The organism is Pseudomonas sp. GL-RE-26, from assembly GCF_019956275.1.
In the GTDB taxonomy this organism is placed as follows: Bacteria; Pseudomonadota; Gammaproteobacteria; order Pseudomonadales; family Pseudomonadaceae; genus Aquipseudomonas; species Aquipseudomonas grandcourensis.
This window is the reverse complement of sequence record NZ_JAHBDI010000002.1, coordinates 110,143-130,148: the sequence shown is the minus strand read 5'-3', so window position 1 is coordinate 130,148 and position 20,006 is coordinate 110,143. Positions and strand designations below refer to the sequence as shown.

At 59.7% G+C, this 20,006-nt stretch carries 18 protein-coding genes, 4 tRNA genes and 1 pseudogene; 5 read left to right on the top strand and 18 right to left on the bottom strand.

What is annotated here, in order from left to right; genetic code table 11:
• Position 1: 1 nt before the first annotated feature.
• The 8 genes from KGB07_RS01490 to KGB07_RS01455 all read right to left on the bottom strand — a co-directional run bounded on the left by KGB07_RS01490 (position 2) and on the right by KGB07_RS01455 (position 6,560).
• Entirely contained in the window at positions 2 to 1,222 is a 1,221-nt protein-coding gene (locus tag KGB07_RS01490) for an AAA family ATPase (protein WP_223464248.1), read from the bottom strand.
• Complete coding sequence (locus tag KGB07_RS01485) at positions 1,216 to 1,710, bottom strand: TadE/TadG family type IV pilus assembly protein (protein WP_223464247.1); 495 nt, start codon at positions 1,708 to 1,710, stop codon at positions 1,216 to 1,218. Before KGB07_RS01485 ends, KGB07_RS01490 begins: the two co-directional genes overlap by 7 nt.
• Complete coding sequence (locus KGB07_RS01480; protein WP_223464245.1) at positions 1,710 to 2,195, bottom strand: TadE/TadG family type IV pilus assembly protein; 486 nt, start codon at positions 2,193 to 2,195, stop codon at positions 1,710 to 1,712. Before KGB07_RS01480 ends, KGB07_RS01485 begins: the two co-directional genes overlap by 1 nt.
• Before the next feature lie 8 nt (positions 2,196 to 2,203).
• A complete protein-coding gene (locus KGB07_RS01475; protein WP_223464244.1) occupies positions 2,204 to 3,538 on the bottom strand; it encodes a TadE/TadG family type IV pilus assembly protein in 1,335 nt (444 codons plus the stop codon).
• Between the two features lie 75 nt (positions 3,539 to 3,613).
• Positions 3,614 to 4,444 (bottom strand): Flp pilus assembly protein CpaB, encoded by an 831-nt coding sequence (gene cpaB, locus KGB07_RS01470; protein WP_223464243.1) that lies wholly within the window; start codon positions 4,442 to 4,444, stop codon positions 3,614 to 3,616.
• A gap of 15 nt (positions 4,445 to 4,459) precedes the next feature.
• Positions 4,460 to 5,788, bottom strand: a complete 1,329-nt coding sequence (locus KGB07_RS01465; RefSeq protein WP_223464242.1) for an AAA family ATPase — start codon at positions 5,786 to 5,788, stop codon at positions 4,460 to 4,462.
• Positions 5,789 to 5,790: 2 nt separating this feature from the next.
• Positions 5,791 to 6,321: a prepilin peptidase gene (locus tag KGB07_RS01460; RefSeq protein ID WP_223464241.1), complete on the bottom strand. Its 531-nt coding sequence runs from the start codon at positions 6,319 to 6,321 to the stop codon at positions 5,791 to 5,793.
• A 29-nt stretch (positions 6,322 to 6,350) separates the two neighbouring features.
• Complete coding sequence (locus KGB07_RS01455; protein ID WP_223464230.1) at positions 6,351 to 6,560, bottom strand: Flp family type IVb pilin; 210 nt, start codon at positions 6,558 to 6,560, stop codon at positions 6,351 to 6,353.
• Between the two features lie 404 nt (positions 6,561 to 6,964).
• Here KGB07_RS01455 and KGB07_RS01450 point away from each other — a divergent pair, with 404 nt between their 5' ends.
• Complete coding sequence (locus KGB07_RS01450; protein ID WP_223464229.1) at positions 6,965 to 7,834, top strand: AraC family transcriptional regulator; 870 nt, start codon at positions 6,965 to 6,967, stop codon at positions 7,832 to 7,834.
• Positions 7,835 to 7,892: 58 nt separating this feature from the next.
• Here KGB07_RS01450 and KGB07_RS01445 read toward each other — a convergent pair.
• The 4 genes from KGB07_RS01445 to KGB07_RS01430 form a co-directional block, all read right to left on the bottom strand.
• A tRNA-Gly gene (locus KGB07_RS01445) sits at positions 7,893 to 7,968 on the bottom strand.
• Positions 7,969 to 7,971: 3 nt separating this feature from the next.
• Positions 7,972 to 8,047: transfer RNA gene (locus KGB07_RS01440), tRNA-Glu, on the bottom strand.
• Positions 8,048 to 8,151: 104 nt separating this feature from the next.
• Positions 8,152 to 8,227: transfer RNA gene (locus KGB07_RS01435), tRNA-Gly, on the bottom strand.
• A 2-nt stretch (positions 8,228 to 8,229) separates the two neighbouring features.
• Positions 8,230 to 8,305, bottom strand: a tRNA-Glu gene (locus KGB07_RS01430).
• A 385-nt stretch (positions 8,306 to 8,690) separates the two neighbouring features.
• Between KGB07_RS01430 and KGB07_RS01425 the strand changes: the two genes are divergently transcribed.
• On the top strand, positions 8,691 to 9,449 hold the full coding sequence (locus KGB07_RS01425) for a hypothetical protein (RefSeq protein WP_046037516.1): 759 nt from the start codon (positions 8,691 to 8,693) through the stop codon (positions 9,447 to 9,449).
• Positions 9,450 to 9,509: 60 nt separating this feature from the next.
• Here the strand turns inward: KGB07_RS01425 and KGB07_RS29635 are convergent, their stop codons facing one another.
• The 4 genes and pseudogenes from KGB07_RS29635 to KGB07_RS01410 form a co-directional block, all read right to left on the bottom strand.
• Positions 9,510 to 10,373: a methyl-accepting chemotaxis protein gene (locus KGB07_RS29635; protein ID WP_411741520.1), complete on the bottom strand. Its 864-nt coding sequence runs from the start codon at positions 10,371 to 10,373 to the stop codon at positions 9,510 to 9,512.
• Positions 10,371 to 10,595 (bottom strand): annotated as a pseudogene (locus KGB07_RS29630) (HAMP domain-containing protein); the annotation flags it as partial. The pseudogene KGB07_RS29630 and the gene KGB07_RS29635, both read right to left, overlap by 3 nt.
• 987 nt (positions 10,596 to 11,582) lie before the next feature.
• Positions 11,583 to 12,968, bottom strand: coding sequence for a PLP-dependent aminotransferase family protein (locus tag KGB07_RS01415; protein WP_223464227.1), 1,386 nt, complete (start codon positions 12,966 to 12,968; stop codon positions 11,583 to 11,585).
• A 201-nt stretch (positions 12,969 to 13,169) separates the two neighbouring features.
• Complete coding sequence (locus tag KGB07_RS01410) at positions 13,170 to 13,931, bottom strand: SDR family oxidoreductase (RefSeq protein WP_046037522.1); 762 nt, start codon at positions 13,929 to 13,931, stop codon at positions 13,170 to 13,172.
• A 236-nt stretch (positions 13,932 to 14,167) separates the two neighbouring features.
• On the opposite strand from KGB07_RS01410, the gene KGB07_RS01405 reads away from it, so the two are divergent.
• The gene (locus KGB07_RS01405) at positions 14,168 to 15,172 is read left to right on the top strand and encodes an NADP-dependent oxidoreductase (RefSeq protein WP_046037524.1); all 1,005 of its coding nucleotides are present in this window, start codon (positions 14,168 to 14,170) and stop codon (positions 15,170 to 15,172) included.
• A gap of 141 nt (positions 15,173 to 15,313) precedes the next feature.
• On the opposite strand, the gene pyrF is transcribed toward KGB07_RS01405, so the two are convergent.
• Positions 15,314 to 16,012, bottom strand: coding sequence for an orotidine-5'-phosphate decarboxylase (pyrF, locus tag KGB07_RS01400; protein ID WP_008016546.1), 699 nt, complete (start codon positions 16,010 to 16,012; stop codon positions 15,314 to 15,316).
• Positions 16,013 to 16,308: 296 nt separating this feature from the next.
• Between pyrF and KGB07_RS01395 the strand changes: the two genes are divergently transcribed.
• Positions 16,309 to 17,067 carry a response regulator gene (locus KGB07_RS01395; protein ID WP_046037528.1) on the top strand — a complete coding sequence of 253 codons (759 nt, stop codon included), beginning with the start codon at positions 16,309 to 16,311 and terminating at the stop codon, positions 17,065 to 17,067.
• Positions 17,067 to 18,116 carry a sensor histidine kinase gene (locus tag KGB07_RS01390; protein WP_046037530.1) on the top strand — a complete coding sequence of 350 codons (1,050 nt, stop codon included), beginning with the start codon at positions 17,067 to 17,069 and terminating at the stop codon, positions 18,114 to 18,116. The genes KGB07_RS01395 and KGB07_RS01390 overlap by 1 nt, the downstream gene beginning before the upstream one ends.
• 785 nt (positions 18,117 to 18,901) lie before the next feature.
• Here the strand turns inward: KGB07_RS01390 and KGB07_RS01385 are convergent.
• Entirely contained in the window at positions 18,902 to 19,957 is a 1,056-nt protein-coding gene (locus KGB07_RS01385; RefSeq protein WP_046042978.1) for an AI-2E family transporter, read from the bottom strand.
• Positions 19,958 to 20,006: the final 49 nt, after the last annotated feature.

The window sequence follows — 20,006 nt, the reverse complement described above, 5'->3', positions numbered from 1 at the left end:
GTCATCCCCCGAAAAAGCGGTTAAAGGCGCGTTTGAGAAAGCCTTTGTTCCCGGCTACCTGTTGACCGACCAGGTCCTCGGTCATGTCGCGCAGTGCGGCAGTAATCGCGGCCCTCGGCGCATGTAACCCCAACGGCACGCCAGTGTTCTGACTCTGGCTGACCAGGTTGAAGTCATTGGGTAATTTCGACAGGTTCGTGCAGCGCAGCGCCTCGCCGATATCCTTGAGGCTGACCGCTGCCGCTTTGTCATAGCGGTTGACCACTACCTGCAATTGATCCCCTCGCACGCCCAGGTCTTCGCGAAGAATCCGCACCAGAGAGCTGGCATCGCGCAGATGGCTGACGCTCTGCTGCACCACCACGTACACCCGATCCGCCTGTTCCAGCACAGAACCGGTGAGGTGGTCGATTTGCCGCGGCAGATCGATCACTACCCAGTCATAGCTGGCGCGGGCCAACTGCAACAAGGTGTCAAGTTGCTCGGGTTGGGCATCCTGCGGCAGACACAGCTCACCGGCCCGCCCCCCCAACACATGCAAGGTCGGGCTGAAGTGGCTGCAAAAACCCCGTAGCGCGACACTGTCCATGCCGTCGATCTGATGCAACACCTCCAGGTGGCTGTGGGTTTGCGCCACATCCAGGTAATGCGTCACGCTGCCAAATTGCAGGTCCATATCCAGCAACAGGGTACTGCCACCCTTCATGCTCAACTGCTGAGCCAGATTGCAGGCCAGCATGGTGCCGCCGGATCCGCCCTTGGAGCTGATCGCGGCGATCAATTTCCCTTCTGTCCCGCTGCCGGTCCGAACCTCCATGACCAGACGATTCAGAGCGGCGACCAGTTCTGTCTCGGCGACGGGCTCGGGCAGCACGTCACGGGCGCCGGCCTGCATCGCCAGACGCATGCCTTCCTGTTCGCTCAGCAGTCCGCACACCAGCATCGGCGGGCGCTCATGGGCCGGGCGCTGCAACAGTGCCGCCAGCTCTTCACGCCACAGGTGGCTGACGCGCAACAGCAGCAGATCGGGCATCCGGTCCAGGCCGTAGAGCGGGTCGACATGCCCATTGCTCACCAGGCGAGTGCTCACCTCCAGGCTGGGCATGCGTTGGCAGACGCTCTGCAGGTCGCGCAACGACGGGGCATCACGGCTGCTGATCAGCAACCTGAGCCCGGCTTTGCCGGTCGAACTGGAGAGTGGAGTGTCCTTGGTATTCAGCATGGCGTGATCTCCCCGGAATCGGAATGACGCCCGAGGCTTTCACGTGGCAACGTTGCCTGGAATGTAGGCAGGGTAATGGACACGCCGAACCCGGGAATGAACAGTTTGTATACGAAGTCTGGCAGACTCATCCGGACATAGCGGATGGCACGAAAACCGTTGGCGCTGACAGTGTCAGCGGGGTTGTCCACCGGAGCACCGTTTACGTCCAGATAGGTCAACTTCAGCTTGGCGGTGGCCAGATCGCTGATCAGCTGGCTATCACCTGCATCGCCCGCCGCGTTGAAGATCGCCCGCCGCAACACCACCTCATCGTCGATGTTGCACACCGCCGCCAAGCGTGCACCACGGCGCACGACTTCATCCAGCGCATTGACCGTGAAGTACAGGCGGCCCATTTCCACTACGCCGAACAACAGCATGAACATCAGCAGACCAATGAAGGCGAACTCCACCGAATAGATGCCGCGCATGTGTTTTCTGTTCATCACAGTGCCCTCATCACGGTACTGGCGACTAGCGGAATGCTTAGCGCAATCTGATTACCAAAAAAACCGGGAAGCGCTCCGGTGCAAATGCCACCGCCAATCACTGGGCAGAACGGATAAGTGATGGTGACTCGAACATGGTCGGGCAGCTCTTCGGCGACGGCGACCTCCACCATCTCGGGCGTCAACCCTGACACCACAACGCTGTCGGTCGGGATGGGCACGCCGTAGACTGCGACGTTTTTCGTCTGCTCCAGCAGCTCAGTGCTCAGAGCGACCTTACCAAGCGTTGAGTTCCAGGCCTGACTGGCGACGAAACGGTCGGCATCACGACTGGCCTGTAACAGGATGTTGTACTGGTAGAGCATGCGGCCGAACTCACCGAAGGCCAGCAACAGCAACAGCAACACCGGCAGGACCAGAGTGAATTCCACTATGGCCAGGCCTTGCTGGCGCTGCGGATGTTTAAATCCGTGAAGCCTCATGACGCCTCCTACGAGTCAGTGCTCGGAGTGCCGCTGCCGTTGAGATAGGTTTTGTAGAGCTGAATGATCTGCGGACCGGCATCGGTTGACGGCGAGGGACCGGCCACGTTGTCACCTTCGCACTCCTTCACGAACTGGCCATAGATCTGCGAATTCGTGCCACCTTTATCCATGGGCTGCACCACGAAATAGCAGCCAAAACCGAGGACGGGGATCGAGGTTGAACCATTCTGTTTGCCGGTGCAGTCGCCCACCACGACTTTCAGCATCCGGCGCTCGAACACCCCGTTGCCCTCACAGTCACTGCCGGACCCTGCCACACACGCGGCAACGCTCGCACGCCAGTCGTTGTAGTCCAGTATCTCGCTACCACCCGCCGTGAGATTGCCGTTACTCGAGGTGACGGGTTGCCCGTTGTACCTCGCTGGCGGCTTGACTGAGTCGTCGTAAGTCATCTCTGGGGTGCTGGACATCGTCACCAGATCCGGTGGATAGTCCGAGGCACTGACCGGGCCATTGTAGATGCCGAAGCGCGTATTCAGACCTTGAGAGGCAGGGCCGACCTTGTTGCCAGGTTCAGTCTGGACATTTTCCCCCACATTGCTGCAGGCCATGTGACCTCCGGCCATGCCCTCGAGAGTTTTCATGCCAAGATCGAGCAATTGAAAGTTGCCTGGACCAATGTCGTCGGTCGATTTTCCGGCACCCGTCTTCAATACCTGCAAATCACCAAATTGAAAGCCCCAGAACATGCCAGCGGCTGGGTTGTTTTTAGTCGGATCGCCACAAACCATCAAAGGCGTGAGATCGCAGGGGCTGGTAGGGCTGGGTCCAGCGGTGGCAATCGCCGCTACCGCTTTGGTTCCCAGGCCACCAGAGCCGAACATCTGAGCGAAGTTCCAGAAAAATCCCGTCAGGTTATAGCTCGGTACCGATACCCGAACGTATTTGGCATCCGCCGACCCGGGATAGGAGAACGGGCCATAGACGCTGCTTGCCAGTTCCACCACTGCAAAATTTGCGTTGCCGTCGACCGCCGTGGCCAATTCGTTGTTGCCTGTGGCATTGGCATTCTGTATCAGCGTATTGAGCGCGGCGGTACGCGTCGCGCTGGCACTGTTGATGCCACCCTCCACCTGACTCAGGGTTTTGGCGCCACTCAGGGCGGCGGCGTCCACCGCATTCTGCAGGCGCGTTTTGTTCAGCAGCATATGCCCGCCGTCCAAAGCCAACGCCGCCATCATGGCCATCGCCGCCAATGCGATCACCATCAATACGCTCACCGATCCTTCCTGGCGCCTTGGCGTCGAAGTGAACGGCCGCTGAATACGATGATTCATCATCAAGCCCTCGATTGCCGATACTGATCCGGATCGGCTCCGCCAATACCTGGGTGCCCGGATACCTGTTGCGTCCCGTCAGCGAATGTTGACTACTTTGACTTCGATCCCGCGGATAACGGTGATACCCCCACTCCCACCCCCGCCACTGCTGCGCTGTACCACATGTTTTGGCGCCTCGGCGGTGGCCACAGCCATGGCCGGGGCAACAGGTGCAGCCGGTGTAGTTGGCGCAACGGCCGCGGTTTTCTTCTCGAGGTTCAGCGGGTTACGCAGCGTCAGTTGCAACTTGCCCTCCGTCTGCGCCGTGACCAGGGCTTCGGCTTCAGCAGTGGACATTTCCAGGGTCACTGCGCGCACCACTACCGGTTGGGTCTTGTCGGTACCCGCGGTCTGATCCACCGCCAACACCCGCAAGTTCTCGAGGATGGTCCTGGACGTGGCGCTGTTACTACCGCCATTGGTGGTTTTGGTCGCCAGTACATCGACCCGGTTACCCGGCAACAGGAATCCGCCCACGCCGACCACATCGTCCACCCGTACCGATATGGCGCGTTTGTCGGGGGCAATCAAAGAGGCCAGGGTGCTGCCCCCCAGGTGCTCGCTCAGACGCGCACCGCGCACGATGTCGCCCCGCAGAATGTCGAACGTTGCGATCTTGCCCACGGCTTTTTCGCTGGCATCGAAGGCATCGTCCGGGATCGTATCCATGGGCATGCGTACGGTCGTGACCTGCTGGGCCTCGACCATCTGCCCGAATGGAATCTCTACCGTGGCGACCACCACGTTTCGAAGGTGGTCATCCGGGCTGGCATTGAGCCGCGCGCTCAGCCAGGAGTCGGCCATCCATGCAGCCCCTAGGCCCATGGCCAGGGAAACGCCTATCAGGGTAAGCGTACGAGAGCTCATGTCAGTATCTCCGTATCAAAGAAAGTCGAGCTGGACGAAGTAGTTGTGCCAGGCCCATTCCAACTCTTTCGGTGACAGTGGTCCGGAACCGCCCATATAACGCTGGCGATCGAGTGCCATGTTCAGGAGATCGCGGGGATGGCAAGGCACCAGGGGCATACCTTCACTTGCATACAGCCTTTGCAGCACATAACGCAGCAGCAGCGGGTCATAGGAAATGCCCAAACGCTCGCTTTCCTGACGCCAGATCTTTTCGTACTGCTCGGGCTTCAGGTAACCGAATTGCAGCTTGTAGCCAATCCGGCGAAGGAAGGCCTCATCGGCCAGCTCCAGGGGATTGAGATTGGTGGAAAACACCAGAATCAGATCGAACGGCAGCTCGCAATGCCGACCGCCGCCCAGGTTGAGGAAATCGCGTTTCTCTTCCATCGGGACGATCCAGCGATTCAACAGCTCGGCGGGTGCCATGCGCTGGCGCCCCATGTCGTCGATGATGAACAGGCCATTGCTGGCCTTGAGCTGCAAGGCGGCCTGGTATTGACGGGTGAAGGGGTCATAGCGAACGTCCAGCTGTTCCATGCTCAACTCACCGCCCGTGATGACGATCGGGCGTTTGCAGCACAGCAGTCGGCGATCGACCCCTTCGTTGAGCATCAGATTATTCTGTTGAGCGTTATCATCGAGCCGCTGATGCACCTGCGGGTCATAGATCTCGATCACCGACTCGTTGATGACGATGGCATAAGGGACCCATATGGCCTCGGCGAACAGACGGATCAACCGACTGCTGACATAAGTCTTGCCGGTACCCGCGGGGCCATAAATCATGATCGCGCGCCCGGAGTTCATCGCCACACCCAACTGATCGAGCATCTCCTCCGTGAGCACTACACCAGCAAGGGCATTGCGCATATCGTTGGCGTTGATGCGACCATGGTGAATGGTCTGTAGCTTGATCAGGGACCGGTAGGTACTCACCGGGAACGGTGCCGCACCGATATAGCCACTGCGCGACAGGGCATCGCGGGCGGCACTGCGACCACGTTCGGTCAGGCCATAACGCAGCATCTGTCCGCCCGTTTGACTCGCCTGGCCCAGCACTTCGACACGGCCATCCTTGCGCAGAAACGCCAGGACCTCTTCAAGTACCGCGCCGGTCAGCGCCAGGCGCTCCACCAGCCGCGACATGTCCAGCACACCGGCATCAAACAAATGCTTGCACACCAACTCGCCGAGAAAACTGTCGGTCAGGCCAGTTTCGCGGACAGTGCAGGGCTGAGGAGCAAGCCGTTGCACCGCTCCCCGATCGCTGGGGTAGGCATCACTATCGACGATGACGTGCATGTCTAACCTCCGAATCCACCGGCAGTGAGTTGCCAGTAGATGCTGTTCAACGTCCCCAGCAGGATCGCTACCGTATAAGGAAAGGGCTTGCCGGCTACCTCGTCTGAACTTGGCGCCATATAGGCCCGCGCCCAAAACATCAACCGATAGCGCCCCAGGGTCTGCAACAATTGACCGCGCACCAGCACGATCAGGAAACCGCACAGCCCTCCCCATAGCAGACTGAAGAACACAGCCCACAAGGCGTAATGGGGGGGTAGAAAACTGCCAACCATAGCCATCAGCTTGACGTCGCCGGCAGCCATGCCGCCCAAGGCATACATGGGCAGGAACAGCGTAAAACCAATCAGGAGGCCCGACAGGCTGTCTCCCATGCCGCTGATCCCACCTGAGTAAGTCTGGCTGGCCAATCCCAAGGCCAGACCTACCAGGATCAGCAGGTTGGGAATGCGGTGGCGACGCAAGTCACTCACCACCGCCACGCCCAGCAGTCCTATCAGCACAACGGTGGCTAACAGCTGTTCCATGGACATGTCGCATCCTCCTGCCAGAGTTGTCGTTATTAAGGGCCAGCGGCGGCGGTGCAAGTGGCACCACTAACGGCCTTACAAAGTTTCAGGATGTTTTTTCCCACCTCCGTGCCAAGAGTCGTGAACGCCCCGACAACAGCTATCGCAATCAACCCACCCGCTACCGCGTATTCCACAACGGTCAGGCCATCTTCGTCTTTGATGAACCTCACTACCGAAGCCTTGATTGTTTGCATGATCATTTTGCCCACCTCACTCGAATGTTGTTTTTTCTGAGGCAGTACTTTCTGCGCTGCCTGATGCAACACTAGTCAGGGGCAAGGCATAGGCGTTAGGAGGATTTTGCACATCGTTAGGACTTTTTTGCGGGGCGGCCAAATACGGAACATTGGCCTTTGCAGAAGTAACGAGGGGTAAACAATGCATTGAAACGCAAAGGCAATTGCCATTGATTCACAAGCGACAGGCGGCTCAACCCGGGTTTGCCGACAATACACAAGCAAACACTCGCCCCGGGCAACCTTCCAGGGGACTCATAGAGCGAAAAGAACTAAAACTCGTCTGCTCTATCGGGATTTAATCTGCAAAGTGATAGCACATTGGCAATACTGGCGATGAGAGTCACTAGAACCCCCAGAGTAGAGACATGACGTCCAATTTGACCAAAAGGCCATCGCTCCTATGGTTCGATCTGACTCATGATCGGTCCACGAAAGAACTCGTCACGCAGTTCGAGGATGCCTGCGACTGCAAACTGGCAAAAAACTCCGTGTTGCCCATCAGGGAACACGCAGACATGATCTGCATCCATTTTGATCGCCCCGACACGCCAGGTTTGCGGCTATTGCTGGAGATCAAACGCACCACCCCCACCATCCCAATTACCATGTTCACCGTGCAACACTCGGAGGAACTGGCTGTATGGGCCATGCGCTCCAGCGTCTGGGAATACATGGTGCTCCCACTCTCGCCCACCGAGAAGAAGCGTTACCTGGCGGCGGTGGTGCAGCTCTGCGAGCTGCGCCGAAACTTCAACGGCCTGGACAAGTCATCGCAGATCGACCATTCCCCGACGCTGCCGGACAGCATCCGGCTGACCTCAGGACACCAAAAACACCAGGCGCTGAACAGCATCATGCTGTACATCGAACAGCACTTTCGAGACAGCATCGATCAGAGGGATCTGGCGCAGCGCTGCGGCATGACGACATTTCGCTTCAGCCGCCTGTTCAAGGAAGCCAATGGACTGGGCTTCACCGATTACATCCTGGACAAGCGCATGAACTTCGCCAAAGACCTGCTCGACAACAGCCAGATGCCGATTACCAGCATCGGCTATGAGGCCGGCTTCAAGGATCCTTCCTACTTCGCCCGTGCCTTCAAGCAGTTCGCAAATTGCACGCCCAGCGAATACCGCCTTGTACGGCAAATCAGGGCGACCGCAGCTGCGCAACAGGTGCAGGATGAGAAAACCACTGAGACGCTCGAAAGCCTGGTACAAACCCTCAGCGGTTGATCTGGTTTTTTACGCACAAACAAAAACGCCGCTCAATGAGCGGCGTTTTCGTTAAATATGGAGCGGGAAACGAGACTCGAACTCGCGACCCCGACCTTGGCAAGGTCGTGCTCTACCAACTGAGCTATTCCCGCAAATGGCGTCCCCTAGGGGACTCGAACCCCTGTTACCGCCGTGAAAGGGCGGTGTCCTAGGCCACTAGACGAAGGGGACACGCTACCCGAAACACATGGTGTGTGTTTCGGTGTCCAGAGCCGCATCCGAAGACTTGGTTCTGGTTTCACTCAGCCCTGCCCGAAAGCAACGCTGTTTAAAATTGGAGCGGGAAACGAGACTCGAACTCGCGACCCCGACCTTGGCAAGGTCGTGCTCTACCAACTGAGCTATTCCCGCATTGGCGTCCCCTAGGGGACTCGAACCCCTGTTACCGCCGTGAAAGGGCGGTGTCCTAGGCCACTAGACGAAGGGGACACACGTACAACATTCACTCCCTGCTTCGTTTCGCTGTGTGCTTTACGCTGCAAGTGGCGCGCATTCTATGGATGGATTGAGAGGTCGTCAACCCCCTGATATAAATTTATTTAAATCAATGACTTCACCCTGCTTTTGGGAGCCGTTGCGGTTTTTCCGCTGCCCGGCGTTTGACGCCTATATTCTGGCACCCGCCAAGACGTTATAGTCCACCGGGTGATGGCAATCTGTATATCGAGTGCCATCATTTATAGATGCGGGGCTCCGGCCGATATAAGTACAAGCATGTCCGATCCAACCCGTCGTGCGGGCCTGGGCGCTCAAATGCCAAGCCACCAGACTCGCATGCGTAACCTATAAAGAGGTCTTACCGGTGACGCCACTCATGATCACCCTGCTAGTCGTAGCCGGGATCGCACTGTTGATCGCCATTGGCTACATGAACCATGTGGTGGAAAACAACAAGCTGGAAAAGGCCCGTACCAAGATCGAGCTCAACGATCGCCTGCGACGCTGCGGCGAAATCACCGAGACGTTCCCCGGCCAGCTGATGACCCCGGCACTCAAGCTACTGTTGGCCCGCCTGGAACTGAACGTCTGCCAGCGCCTGCTCAACCTGGAAAAATCCAGCGCCAACCTCAAGGCACGGATCGCCGAACTGGAGGCCCTTGTCGGCCAGGGTGAATCCATCCCGGTCAACAATCCGCCAGCACCGATCCAGACCGAAGCCAAGGCCAAGGATGTACGCTTCCTGCTCGAAGCCCTGCACGGCCAGATTACCCGTGCGGCACAGGACGGCTTCTTGCCCCCCAACGAAGCCAAGCGCTGGATTCGTGAAGTGCGCCACATCCTGGTGCTGCTGCACATCGAGTTCTTCAACAACCTCGGCCAGCATTCCCTGCAACAGAACCAGCCCGGGCAGGCTCGCCTGGCATTCGAGCGCGGCGTGCAATACCTGCGCAAACAACAGGACCCACAGGTCTACGCCGAGCAACTGGAGTACCTGGAAAAACTCCTGGCCCGCGCCAACGATCAGGTCATGGATCGCATCGCGCCGGTCGAAGGCGAGGTCAACCAGTTGACCGAAGGCCTCAAGGACGTCGAGGCTGACGCGGACTGGAAGAAAAAAGTGATCTACGACTGATCAGCGAAAATGAAAAAAGCCACCGAGAGGTGGCTTTTTTTGGTCTGACCGATGATCAGTTCAAAGCCTGAAATGCCCCACCATCCCCTTCAGTTCAACCCCCAGTTGTGCCAGCTGAATACTGGACGCTGCATTGCCCTGCATCGCCAGCGATGACTGATCGGCACTGGCGCGAATACTGGTGACACTGCGATTGATCTCCTCGGCCACCGAGCTCTGTTCCTCGGCCGCCGCGGCGATCTGCTGGTTCATCTGCTGGATCAACGACACCGCCGCCGCAATGCTTCCCAGCGCACTCTCGGTCTGCAAGGCATCACTGACCGCCAGCTTCACCAACTCACCACTGCTCTGGATCTGCTGCACCGACGACTGCGCCGCCGAGCGCAAAGCGCTGACCAGGCGTTCGATTTCCTCGGTCGATTGCTGGGTTCGCTTGGCCAGCGCACGCACTTCATCGGCCACCACCGCAAAGCCCCTACCCTGCTCGCCGGCCCGGGCCGCCTCGATCGCCGCGTTCAATGCCAGCAGGTTGGTCTGCTCCGCCACGCTCTTGATCACACTCAAAACCGTGCCGATGTTCTGGATTTCCGCACTCAGGCTTTCGATGCTCGAACTGGCCGAGATGGCCGAGTCCGCCAGTTGCTCGATCCGCGCCATGCTCTGGCGCACCACCTGCTGACCACTTTCAACCTTGCCGTCAGCCGTTTGCGCTGCCAGGGCCGCCTCCTCTGCATTACGTGCGACATCATGCACCGTGGCCGTCATCTGATTCATTGCGGTGGCGACCTGTTCGGTTTCCTCTTTCTGCGTGCTGACTTCGAGATTGGTCTGTTCAGTCACCGCCGACAGCGATTGGGCGGAAGTCGCCAACTGCTCGATACCCGACTGCAAGCCGCTGACTATATGGCTGAGTCCCGCGCCCATTTGTTGCATTGCCTGCATCAACTGGCCAATTTCGTCACGGCGGGTCACGTCAATGGTCGCACTCAAATCCCCCGAGGCAATCTGCTGCGCCACCTGAATCACGCTGCGCAGCGGTGCCACGATCAACCGGGTGATGAACCACGCGGCAACCAGCCCGACCAGCAAGGCCAGGGCGGAAGAGCCAATGATCAGCAGCGAGTTCTTTTTCAGCTCGGCCTGCATCGCCAGGTCTTGCGCGACATAAGCCTGATCCACCCGCTCGACCACTTGGGCCGCGCGCTGATGCAATTGTTGATAGACGGTTTTTTCCTGCTCCAGCAGGCCGGTGTACTCGGCAAGCTTGTCACTGAAACTGGTGATATGGCCCATCACCTCATTGAGGACGGTCTGGTACCCCTCGTCCTTGACCGTGGTCTTGAGCTGCTCGGCCTGGGTCAGTGCCTGGCTGGCCTGTTCGATCTTGCCCTGCCCGGCGCTGTCGTCGCCTTTACGACTTTGATCCAGGCGCACGCGAGCTTCATTCATGGCTTGCAGCATCAAGCGTGAAACCTGGCCGACCTGGCTGGCCTGATCGATGAATTGCGCACCATCTTTGCCTTCGGAATCTTTCAGCGTATAGGCGCCGTCATCGGCGAGCCCGGACTGCAATACATCAAGATTATTGGCCACGCTGGACACCGACCAACTGGCCATTTCCAGGGCCAGGTCCTTGGCCTGGGTGAGCGAGACAAACTCGTCGAAGGCCTTGCGATAGGCCCCCAGGGACTGTTCGACATCATTCATCACCGGCACGTTGGCCGCAGACGCGGCCTTGAGCTGGCCGGCCAAGGCGATCAGGCCATCGACGCCCTCGTGCAGAGCATCGACGGTTTTTGGGTTGCCGTGCAGGGCGTACTCCTGCTCCAGCAGCCGCACCTTGAGCAGACCGCTGTTGAGCGATGACATTTGCTTGAGCCCGTCGAAGCGCTGGCTGATGGTTTGCAGGGACCAAACACCAATGCCTGCCACCAATGCAGTCAACAACAGCACCAGGACAAACCCGACACCCAGTTTTTTCGCCATACCGAGGTTGGCAAAACGTCCTTGCACGGCCGAATTCATTGCACTTAGTCCCCTGCCAAAGTCTGTAGACGCAGATTCGCAACGGGCCAGTGGCAACACAAGGCTCTGGCGCCGGAATAATGGCAAAAAGCTACGCCAACGTCGTTTTCAGAACGCTTGAGGTCGATCCCGGGCAGTGGCCTGAAAGAACGCCCGGGCACGCGGGTCACAGGCATATGCCACGTTGATACGCTGCCAGTCACTGGTCTCCCCCGAGGGGTTGAAGGCGGTCTTCGATGACAGCAGTACACCCAGGCGCCGAGCGTGGGTCCGCACCTGATCGTAGTCGGACATTCGTGATCGCGCCCAGATGAACAAGCCTCCTGCCGGCTTGCCGAAAACTTCCCATTCGACATCTTCGAGCAATTGCAGCACCGCCAGCCGGTCGCTGCTCAAGCGTTGGCGCTGACGCTGTACCAGTTTGCGGTAGGCACCGTTAGCCAACAGGCACGCCAGCACCGACTCGCAAAATCGCGAGGCGCCCATGCCACTGATCATCTTGACCTCGGCCAGGCGCGTAATCACTTCGACACCGGCCACCACAAATCCGACCCGCAAGGAACTGCTGAGGGTCTTGGAAAAGCTGCCCACGTAGATCACGTTGTCGTCCACCGCAGCCAGACGCATACCGGAACCGCTGTGCAAATCCGCATAAACGTCGTCTTCGATCACCTTCACGCCAAAGGTCCTGGCCAGCTGCAGTACGCGGCGCACCACCACCGGTGCAAGGCTGCTGCCGGTCGGGTTGTGATAGAAGCTATTGATCAGCAACCCTTGAGGCCGGTGCTTGACCAGCACCGATTCGAGCACGTCCAAGTCCGGCCCGCGCGGTGTTCGCGGCACCTCGACCATGTGGATGCCATGCAACCTGAGCAGATCGAACAGCACAGGATAACCTGGACTCTCCACGACCATACAATCACCGGCCTTGAACAGTGTCCGCACGATCAGGTCAAGCCCCTGGCTGGCACCCGCCGTGGTCATGATCCGGTTGTCCTGCGCCCGGATATCCAGCTGCCTGAGGTGTTTGAGGATCTGTTGTCGCAAGGCTGGCAAACCCAGCGGCGTGCTGTAGTTGAACAGGCTGGCCGTGTCGGTACGACTGACTTGCCGAATCGCGTAAATCAGATCGTCTGTCTCGCGCCAGCTTTCAGGCAGCCCGCCACAGCCCAGCCTCAACTCAGTCGAACAGGGCCCGATCTCGGGCTCAGCTCCCTCGAACCACACCGGCTCGTGCTTTGCGCCTGCGGCCAATATCGGGTCGGCAACCGTATAGCCGGCTCCATGACCTGACACCAGCATCCCCTGCGTCACCAGGCGTTCACAAGCCTGGGCGACGCTTACCTGACTAAGCAAATTGGTCCGCGCGATCTGTCGCACCGAAGGCAGGCGTGTACCGGGCGATACCCCACTGGAATGAAGCCAGCAGGTCAGCGCATCAACAATTTGCTGTACGACGGGCACCAGCGCCTGTCGGTCGATTCTCAATTCCATGAGCAAGCAAACTCCTGTTGATTTTGCGAGAAGCAGTTAATCACAGGAGTGCTCGAAGACATGTGCGACAACGCCGCCAAAATCATTGGATCTAATCATTTGAAACACATTGCCCGGCCCTTCAACGGAACCCAAAAACCTGTGGGAGCGAGCAGGCTCGCTCCCACAGGTTGCAACTCTTCTTTGGTAGAGATGTTTGCTTTAAAACGCAGTAACCCCGCCATCCACCGCCAGCGAATGGCCAGTCGTGAACGCCGCGCCATCGCTGCACAGGTACAGCACCGCGCTGGCGATCTCTTCAACCTTCCCGATGCGACCGACCGGATGCATGGCGTTGGCAAACTCGCCTTTTTTCGGGTCGGCTTCATAAGCGCGACGGAACATGTCGGTGTCGATCACCGCCGGGCACACCGCGTTGACCCGGATCTTTTTCTTGGCGTACTCAATGGCCGCCGACTTGGTCAGGCCGATCACTGCGTGTTTAGAGGCTGCGTAGATGCTCATTTTCGGCGCGGCCCCAAGGCCGGCCACCGATGCCGTATTGACGATCGCGCCGCCCCCTTGCGCCAGCAGCAGCGGCAACTGGTACTTCATGCACAGCCAGACGCCTTTGACGTTGACGCCCATGATCGCGTCGAACTCGTCGAGCGTACCTTCGGCCAACTTGCCTTTTTCGATTTCGATGCCGGCGTTGTTGAAGGCATAGTCAAGGCGACCGTAAGTGTTGATCACCTCCTCCATCAGATTTTTCACATCGCTTTCCAGGGTAACGTTGCAACGCACGAAGGTCGCTTCGCCGCCGGCTGTACGAATCAGCGCCACCGTGCCCTCGCCGCCCGCCACGTCCATATCGGCCACCACGACCTTCAGGCCCTCGGCGGCAAATGCCTGGGCGGTCGCGCGGCCAATACCGGCCGCCCCGCCTGTCACCACGACCACCTGGCCGGAAAACGTCATGCTCATTGTTATGTCCTCGAATAGAAGAATGCGGGGAATCGCGTGTGACCAGTCTAGCCATGGAGGTCTTGAACACGGCAGCACTATCAAGGCTCCGGTTGGACATCCATGAGTTGCAGTGATGGAACTGTCGTACCAACTATCACTGCACTGGATCAACCTGCATTCGCCGCATCAGCCGAACTTGCGGCATCGTCGCTGACCGGCTATCAACAAAGCTTCATTCATCTTGAGTGCCTGCCATGACCTCCCAGACCAATCGCCAATTCCTGCTCGCCAAACGTCCGGTTGGCGCGGCGACCCGAGAGACATTCACCTACCAGGAAGTACCGGTCGGCGAGCCGGCGGCGGGTCAGATCCTGGTTCAAAACGAATACCTGTCCCTGGACCCGGCCATGCGCGGCTGGATGAACGAGGGCAAGTCCTACATCCCGCCGGTCGGGCTCGGCGAAGTCATGCGCGCCTTGGGTGTGGGCAAAGTCATTGCCTCGAACAACCCGGGGTTCGCGGTCGGGGATTACGTTAACGGCGCCCTGGGCGTGCAGGACTTCTTCCTCGGCGAGCCGCGAGGCTTCTACAAGGTCGATCCGAAACTGGCACCGCTGCCACGTTACTTGTCAGCACTGGGCATGACCGGGATGACGGCGTACTTCGCCCTGCTCGACGTCGGCGCTCCGAAGGCCGGTGACACAGTGGTGTTGTCAGGCGCAGCTGGCGCCGTGGGCAGCATTGCCGGGCAGATCGCCAAGATCAAAGGGTGCCGGGTGGTTGGCATCGCCGGCGGCGCCGACAAGTGCAGGTTCCTGATCGATGAACTGGGTTTCGATGGCGCTATCGACTACAAGAATGAAGACGTCCTGGCCGGCCTCAAGCGCGAGTGCCCGAAAGGCGTCGACGTGTATTTCGATAACGTGGGTGGCGACATTCTCGACGCAGTGCTCAGCCGCCTTAACATGAAGGCGCGGGTGGTGATTTGCGGTGCCATCAGCCAGTACAACAACAAGGAAGCGGTCAAGGGACCGGCCAACTACCTGTCGCTGCTGGTCAACCGCGCGCGCATGGAAGGCTTTGTGGTGATGGACTACGCCGCCCAGTACGCCAGCGCCGCCCAGGAAATGGCCGGCTGGATGGCCAAGGGGCAGCTCAAGAGCAAGGAAGACATCGTTGAAGGACTGGAGACTTTCCCGGAGACGCTGATGAAATTGTTCAGCGGCGAGAATTTCGGGAAGTTGGTGTTGAAGATCTAAGGCAACCACAAACCAATGTGGGTGCGGCGGTGCGGCGATCCGACTTGCTCGCGAATACGATGTATCAGTCAACATTGATGTCGACTGACACGCCCTCTTCGCGAGCAAGCCCGCTCCCACATTTGGTTCTGCGGTGTCAGATCAGGCCAGTTCAGCCACAACCGAAGCCAATGCCTTGGCCGGATCCGCCGCCTGGCTGATCGGACGGCCGATCACCAGATAGTCGGAACCGGCATCCAGCGCCTGACGTGGCGTCAGGATTCGGCGCTGATCGTCCTGGGCGCTGCCCGCCGGACGAATCCCCGGGGTCACCAGTTGCAACGACGGATGCGCAGCTTTCAGTGCCTGGGCCTCCAGGGCCGAGCACACCAGGCCGTCCATCCCGGCTTTTTCCGCCAGGGCGGCCAGGCGCAGCACCTGCTCCTGGGGCTCGATGTCCAGGCCGATGCCCGCCAGGTCTTCACGCTCCATGCTGGTCAACACGGTCACGCCGATCAGCAACGGCTTCGGACCGGTACGCTGATCCAGCACTTCACGGCACGCAGCCATCATGCGCAGGCCGCCGGAGCAGTGCACGTTGACCATCCACACGCCCATTTCCGCAGCCGCCTTGACGGCCATCGCTGTGGTGTTCGGGATGTCGTGGAACTTGAGGTCCAGGAACACTTCGAAACCCTTGTCGCGCAGGGTACCGACGATTTCCGAAGCGCAGCTGGTGAACAGTTCCTTGCCGACTTTGACCCGGCACAGCTTCGGGTCCAACTGATCGGCCAGCTTCAGTGCGGCGTCACGGGTAGGGAAATCCAGGGCGACGATGATAGGAGTCTGGCAGGCGGACATGAGTGGGCTCTCAGGCAAGTCGAAATCGGCGCGCATTGTAGCGGAACCAGCGCCGCTGCGGGACCCGATGATCGGTAAATCGTCGCGACGGCTCAGGCAAGACTAGCCCTTGAGGCCATTGTGTCGAGCTCGATACAGACACGACACGTCCGCAACACCCCGGCCCGCTACCCTCGGCAACCGCAACAGGTCCCTGCAACAGCACTTCCCGCCTCAGGGCCGGACGCCTATGCTGGAACCACAACCTCGCAGCCTATCTTTGTGGTTGGCAGCCTACCTGGCAGATGAACGCACGCATGCACAACACCCAAGCACCCGTGAACGACGACCAAAAAACGCCTGGTGACGACAAACGCTGGAGCATTCGCGCCCTGATCGTCGACGATGACGTCCCGATCCGCGAATTGATGATCGACTACCTGGCCCGGTTCAACATCCATGCCAGCGGCGTCACCGATGGCGCCGCGATGCGCCTGGCGATGCAGGCGGAGCATTTCGACGTGGTGGTGCTCGACCTGATGCTGCCCGGTGAAGACGGTCTGTCGCTGTGCCGCTGGCTGCGCGCCGAGTCGGACATCCCGATCCTGATGCTCACCGCCCGTTGCGAACCCACCGACCGGATCATCGGCCTCGAACTCGGCGCCGACGACTACATGGCCAAGCCGTTCGAGCCCCGCGAACTGGTGGCGCGGATCCAGACCATCCTGCGCCGGGTGCGCGATGACCGCAGCGAACAGCGGGCGAACATTCGTTTCGACAATTGGCGCCTGAACAGCGTGCTGCGGCAACTGATTGCCGACAATGGCCTGGTGGTGCCGCTGTCCAACGCCGAATTCCGCCTGCTCTGGGTGTTTATCGAACGTCCGCGCCGCGTGCTCAGCCGGGAACAACTGCTGGACGCCGCTCGCGGTCGTTCGATCGAAGCCTTTGATCGCAGCATCGACCTGCTGGTGTCGCGCCTGCGCCAGAAACTCGGCGACGACCCCAAGGCTCCGCAGTTGATCAAGACCGTTCGCGGTGAGGGTTACCTGTTCGATGCCCGAGACATCGGCTGATGCGCGGGCGCTTCGATACGCTGTTCGGTCGCCTGTTTGGCGTACTGTTGCTGGCGATTATCCTCGCGCACCTGCTGGCCTTTGCCTGGTTCCACCATTACGGCCCGCCGCCTCCGCCGCCTCCACCGGAGTTTTCCGAAGGCCTGGACGGGCCACGCCCGCCACTGGACCCACGTTTCGAGAAACGGCCGCCTCGACCGTGGTTTGGCGGTCCGTTGGTGCCCCTGACGTTTCAATTGGTCTCGCTGATCATCGCCGCCTGGTACGGCGCCAAACTGCTGAGCCGGCCGATCCAGCGCCTGAGCGACGCGGCCGAGCGCTTGAGCGAAGACCTCGACAGCCCACCACTGGATGAATCGGGACCACGGGAAGCACGGCAAGCGGCGCACACGTTCAACAAAATGCAGCGCCGAATCCTGGAACAGGTCAAGCAGCGCTCGCGCATGCTTGGTGCCGTGTCCCACGACCTGCGCACGCCGTTGTCGCGGCTCAAGCTGCGGCTGGAGAAAATCGACGACGAGAAGTTGCAAGGCCAGATGCGCCAGGACCTCGACGACATGATCAGCATGCTCGACGCCACGCTCACCTATCTGCATGAACAGCGCACCAGCGAAGCCCCGCAGTGGATGGACGTGCAGGCGTTGGTGGAGTCCTTGAGCGAAAATGCCCAGGACCAGGGAGCGAACGTCCAGGCCAGCGGCCACTGCGCTCCCCTGCAGGTGCAGCCAATGGCCTTGCGCTCCTGCATCAACAACCTGATGGACAATGCCCTGCGCTATGCCGGACAGGCGCTGATTACCCTGCAAGACCATCGTGAACAGTTGGTGATTCGGGTCATCGACCATGGCCCGGGCATCGCCGCAGAACAACGCGAAGCAGTGTTCGAACCCTTCTTTCGCCTTGAAGGCTCGCGTAATCGCAATTCCGGCGGCGTTGGCCTGGGCATGACCATTGCCCGGGAGGCCGCGCAACGAATGGGCGGGCAGCTGACACTGGAAGAAACCCCCGGTGGCGGCCTGACGGCGGTGATTCGCCTGCCGCGCGCCTGAAAGCAAAACCGGCCCAATGTGGGAGTGAGCCTGCTCGCGATGAGGCCCTGTGCCGATCGAGTAGGAGGCGGGGTTGCCCCCGCCGTCCTCTCACACCACCGTACGTACGGTTCCGTATACGGCGGTTCCTGCCTACTGACAAACAACGTCAGCGAGCTTGGTTCCGTTGATGTGTCGCCTGCGGTATCTAAGCGCCCAGACCGGCCCTCGGAGCTTCCGGCTCCTACCTCCTAATGGTCTTGACCTCCGCTACGCGGAGTTTCTGCTTTACGCTCCAACAGAGATCACACCCGACTATCCACTCATGGCAGGTTCAGCCCTTCATTACTCCGGTTTCGAGCAACTACTACGGCCTCTGCTGACTTCTGTCGCCCATCCCGTCATCTCGCGACGCCGGTAGCACATGGCAGGCTAAACAGATCTCCCAGGGTAATTCGCGCGACCTTCCTGCTTATGCCTGTCGGATCTACGTCGCAGCGTTCCGTGCAAGTATCGGGCTTTGAAGATATTGGCCTTCTTACCCCGCTGCGCCGCCTCTATCCGCTTCCTGTTCGTCAGGCCAGCATTTTGCCTCGGGCTTCCTTCAGATTCGCAGTCACCCGCGACACCCTTGCCTCTGGCTAACACTTCCCCTTGCCGGGTGTGTAGAGGACTTTCACCTCCAAGTCACCAGCGTGGCCACCACAGCCAAGCTGGTTGCGCTTACGCGCAACGCGCCATGCCTGGCGCACCAACAAAAAGCCCACTGACCCTCAGGGGCTCAGTGGGCTACGGACCCTGGAACTTCAGGGCCGGCGATCTTCAACCCGCGCCTGAGTCTTGCTCCAGTCGATCAACAGGCTGTAGGCCACCGCCAGCAATGTCGGGCCAATGAACAGGCCGATAAAGCCAAAGGCAATCAACCCGCCAAACACCCCAAGCAGCACAATGACCAGCGGCAGGTTACCGCCACGGCTGATCAGGTACGGTTTGAGCACGTTGTCGACACCGCTGATGATGAATGTGCCCCAGATGCCGAGGAATATGGCCATCCCGTACTCGCCTTTCCAGGCCAGCCATGCGGTCGCCGGAATCCATACCAACGGCGGGCCCATCGGGATCAGGCTGAGCATGAACGTCACGATACCGAGCACCAGCGCTCCCGGTACGCCGGCAATCAGGAACCCGATCAGCGCCAGGATCGCCTGGGCCGCCGCGGTGCCGATCACGCCGTTCACCACCCGCTGTACCGTGCCCGCCACCAGCTCGATGTAATAGCCGGCCCGCTGACCGATCAGCCGCTCCAGCAACGTGTGTACAAACGCCGCCAGTCGCGGCCCGTCACGATAGAAAAAGAACACGAAGACGATGCTCAGGGTCAGCTCGAGAATACCGCCGCCGATCTGCGCACTGCGCGCCAGCAACCAGTTACCCACCTGCCCCAAATAAGGCTTGAGCGACACCATCATCGCCGCGCCCTGCTCATCGATGCTGTTCCAGATGCCTACCAGCCGCTCGCCCACAAAGGGAATCGAACCCAGCCACACCGGTGCTTCGGGTAGCCCCTCGACCTGCGCATCCTTGATGAATGCGGTGGCATCGCGCACATGATCGGCGAGGTTGAAACCCAGCCACACCAGCGGTGCCGCTACCAGCACCATCCAGCCCAGCGTCAACAATGCCGCCGCCAGCGACTCGCGACCGTTAAGCCAACGGGTCAGCAAGCGCATCAGCGGCCAACTGGCAAACGCCAGGACCGCGCCCCAGAACATCGCCGACCAGAACGGCGCCATCACCCAGAAGCTCGCGCCGAACAACACCACGAGCAGGATCTGCACCAACAGGCGATCGTTATTGATCATCAAAAGTCTCGAAAAAGTCAGTCAGCAAAAGAGTAGGCGAACGCAGCTT

What these genes read in the sequence shown, in the direction of transcription:
- KGB07_RS01490 (WP_223464248.1), bottom strand. Translation starts at nt 1,222, where the DNA reads ATGCTGAATACCAAGGACACTCCACTCTCCAGTTCGACCGGCAAAGCC.
- KGB07_RS01485 (WP_223464247.1), bottom strand. Translation starts at nt 1,710, where the DNA reads ATGAACAGAAAACACATGCGCGGCATCTATTCGGTGGAGTTCGCCTTC.
- KGB07_RS01480 (WP_223464245.1), bottom strand. Translation starts at nt 2,195, where the DNA reads ATGAGGCTTCACGGATTTAAACATCCGCAGCGCCAGCAAGGCCTGGCC.
- KGB07_RS01475 (WP_223464244.1), bottom strand. Translation starts at nt 3,538, where the DNA reads ATGATGAATCATCGTATTCAGCGGCCGTTCACTTCGACGCCAAGGCGC.
- cpaB (WP_223464243.1), bottom strand. Translation starts at nt 4,444, where the DNA reads ATGAGCTCTCGTACGCTTACCCTGATAGGCGTTTCCCTGGCCATGGGC.
- KGB07_RS01465 (WP_223464242.1), bottom strand. Translation starts at nt 5,788, where the DNA reads ATGCACGTCATCGTCGATAGTGATGCCTACCCCAGCGATCGGGGAGCG.
- KGB07_RS01460 (WP_223464241.1), bottom strand. Translation starts at nt 6,321, where the DNA reads ATGTCCATGGAACAGCTGTTAGCCACCGTTGTGCTGATAGGACTGCTG.
- KGB07_RS01455 (WP_223464230.1), bottom strand. Translation starts at nt 6,560, where the DNA reads ATGATCATGCAAACAATCAAGGCTTCGGTAGTGAGGTTCATCAAAGAC.
- KGB07_RS01450 (WP_223464229.1), top strand. Translation starts at nt 6,965, where the DNA reads ATGACGTCCAATTTGACCAAAAGGCCATCGCTCCTATGGTTCGATCTG.
- KGB07_RS01425 (WP_046037516.1), top strand. Translation starts at nt 8,691, where the DNA reads ATGATCACCCTGCTAGTCGTAGCCGGGATCGCACTGTTGATCGCCATT.
- KGB07_RS29635 (WP_411741520.1), bottom strand. Translation starts at nt 10,373, where the DNA reads ATGGGCGCGGGACTCAGCCATATAGTCAGCGGCTTGCAGTCGGGTATC.
- KGB07_RS01415 (WP_223464227.1), bottom strand. Translation starts at nt 12,968, where the DNA reads ATGGAATTGAGAATCGACCGACAGGCGCTGGTGCCCGTCGTACAGCAA.
- KGB07_RS01410 (WP_046037522.1), bottom strand. Translation starts at nt 13,931, where the DNA reads ATGAGCATGACGTTTTCCGGCCAGGTGGTCGTGGTGACAGGCGGGGCG.
- KGB07_RS01405 (WP_046037524.1), top strand. Translation starts at nt 14,168, where the DNA reads ATGACCTCCCAGACCAATCGCCAATTCCTGCTCGCCAAACGTCCGGTT.
- pyrF (WP_008016546.1), bottom strand. Translation starts at nt 16,012, where the DNA reads ATGTCCGCCTGCCAGACTCCTATCATCGTCGCCCTGGATTTCCCTACC.
- KGB07_RS01395 (WP_046037528.1), top strand. Translation starts at nt 16,309, where the DNA reads ATGCACAACACCCAAGCACCCGTGAACGACGACCAAAAAACGCCTGGT.
- KGB07_RS01390 (WP_046037530.1), top strand. Translation starts at nt 17,067, where the DNA reads ATGCGCGGGCGCTTCGATACGCTGTTCGGTCGCCTGTTTGGCGTACTG.
- KGB07_RS01385 (WP_046042978.1), bottom strand. Translation starts at nt 19,957, where the DNA reads ATGATCAATAACGATCGCCTGTTGGTGCAGATCCTGCTCGTGGTGTTG.